Source organism: Streptomyces odonnellii, from assembly GCF_000981895.1.
GTDB classification, from domain to species: Bacteria; Actinomycetota; Actinomycetes; order Streptomycetales; family Streptomycetaceae; genus Streptomyces; species Streptomyces odonnellii.
In genome coordinates this window covers 1-1,638 of the sequence record NZ_LATD01000591.1, presented here as the reverse complement: position 1 = coordinate 1,638, position 1,638 = coordinate 1, and the positions used below count along the sequence as shown (strand labels likewise).

Sequence of the window (1,638 nt, the reverse complement as noted above, 5' to 3'; positions counted from 1 at the left end):
TCTCGTGGGCTCGGAGAGTTGGATAAGGGGCAGGGGCATACGAGGGCAGGCGAGGGCGGCGGGGGCACGCGGGGGGCTGCGCCATTCGGCCGATGGCGCTCAAGCGGTGCGTGTGGTGTGGACGAAGGACGGGTGTTCCTTCCTCGCGTGCACCCGTGTGCGCGAGGGAATCCCGTCCTTCCAAGGAGAACGCATGCGCCTGCGCACGCGCCGGGCACCGGCCGCCCTTCTGCTGCTCGTGCCCCTGTTCGCCCCGCTGTTCGGCAGTACCGGTGCCTTGGCCGGGCCCCGCGAGGACCCTGTCCCGCTGGAACGTTCCGCCCGGGCGGTCCCGCACCAGTACATCGTCACCCTGAAGCCCGCGGTCACACCGGCGCAGGCGACGCGGCAGCTCGGTATCGAGCCCCTCTTCACGTACGACAGCTCCCTGCGCGGATTCGCCGCGGTCCTCACCCCCGCCCAGCTCGACGCGGTGCGCGAACTCCCGGGGGTCGCGGCGGTCGAGGAGGACGGCCGGGTCTCGGTCAGCCCGCCCGCGTCCGGACAGGATCCCGGACGCAGCCGGGGGGCCGTGGCGAGCTGGGGACTCGACCGGATCGACCAGCAACGCCTGCCGCTGGACAACCGGTTCAGTGTGAGCGGTACGGGCAAGGGCGTCACGGTGTACGTCGTCGACACCGGGATCGAGACCGCACACCGGGAGTTCGACGGCCGTGCCACCGCCGGATTCGACTCCGTGTCCGACGGGCGCGGCGGCCAGGACTGCAACGGCCACGGCACCCATGTCGCGGGCACCGCGGGCGGCGGAACCCATGGTGTGGCCCGCGGGGCGTCTCTGGTCGGGGTGCGTGTGCTCGACTGCCGGGGCAGTGGTACCTGGGCCGCGATCCTGGCGGGTTTCGACTGGATCGCCAAGAACGCCAAGCAGCCCGCGGTCCTGAACGCCTCCCTCGGCGGACCCTCGTCCAAGGCGGTCGACGACGCTGTCAACGCCATCGCGGCCCGGGGTGTCCTGCCTGTCGTCGCCGCGGGCAATGAGGCGGCGGATGCCTGCGCCGTGTCACCCGCGGGCGCGGCGGAGGCGGTCGCCGTGGGCGCCACCGACGCCAAGGACCGCGAGACCGACTTCAGCAACCACGGGGCATGCGTATGGACGTACGCTCCCGGCTCCGCCATCGTCTCCGCCGGGCTCGGCGGCGGCTCGGCCGCGCAGAGCGGCACCTCGATGGCGAGCCCGCATGTCGCCGGGGTCGCCGCGCTCTACAAGGAGAAGCACCCGGACGCGAGCTCGAAGGACGTCGCGCTCTGGATCGCCGGGCAGGCCGGCAAGAACCTGGTGTCGCCCATCAGCAAGGGCTCGCCCAACCGACTGCTGTACACCGGCGGACTCTGAGCGGGGCTCCGACCCGGGCCCTGGCCGTACGGGCGGGCCTCTGCCCGTGCGGGCGGGGCTCCGGCCGTACGGAGCAGCTCTCCGCCGTTGCCGCTGCCGGCCCCCGATGAGGGGCCGGCAGCTCTTTGTGGGACGACGCTGCGGGGGATCCGGGGGAGCTGCGAGGGCCGGGGAGAACTCCCGTACGACGAAGGCGACTTGTGACGGCCGGGAGTGAGGCGGCCGGGGGAGGGGCAGGGCTGGCT

Annotated in this window: 1 protein-coding gene; it reads left to right on the top strand. The window is 73.1% G+C overall.

The genetic code is table 11. From position 1 onward, the window contains the following. The first annotated feature begins 193 nt into the window (after nt 1-193). Entirely contained in the window at nt 194-1,393 is a 1,200-nt protein-coding gene (locus WH07_RS35405) for a S8 family peptidase (protein ID WP_046509298.1), read from the top strand. Nucleotides 1,394-1,638: the final 245 nt, after the last annotated feature.